Annotated in this window: 1 protein-coding gene; it reads right to left on the bottom strand. The window is 61.9% G+C overall.

Annotated features, from left to right (window positions below; all coding sequences use genetic code 11):
* Positions 1-181: 181 nt before the first annotated feature.
* Positions 182-465, bottom strand: a 284-nt coding sequence (locus tag EXE45_RS20020; RefSeq protein WP_158294333.1) for a hypothetical protein, incomplete at its 5' end; no start/stop codon positions are given.

Here is a 465-nt window from a genome sequence, read left to right as displayed (position 1 = left end):
CGTGGCTGCGTGTCTCTGTCCGCATGATATCGGTTCATCACCGCCTCTCAGTGGGGTCGGTGCTAAAACCTTCGCTACTGAGTATCCGTTTTGAGAGCCTGACCCGGTGCGAGTGGGCTGACCACTGTATCGCGGAGTGTCTCTCACGGGATCGGCACACCAGCTAGCCTGGCGTGTTGACTTACGCTAAGTACGCCGGGACCGACTCCCACGCTGTCGGGGCGACTGAGATGGCGCCGACGGTGGCGAGGTCGCGTTCGATCCGGGCCGCCGAGATGTCGGCGTTCGTTACGACCACCACCATCGCGCCGTAGTCGTTGGCAAAGGCCCGGTGGAGGCGGTCACGGAGTCGGTTGGTCGAGGCCTGATACACGACCTCAACGACAAGTTGGATCGGATCCGTAATGCGGACGTCGGCGATGATGTACTCGGTGTCGCCCCCGACGCGTTTCTCGAGATCTATCG

This window comes from Halorubrum sp. SP9 (assembly GCF_005435015.1).
Classification (GTDB): Archaea; Halobacteriota; Halobacteria; order Halobacteriales; family Haloferacaceae; genus Halorubrum; species Halorubrum sodomense.
This window is presented reverse-complemented; position numbering and strand designations above follow the sequence as displayed.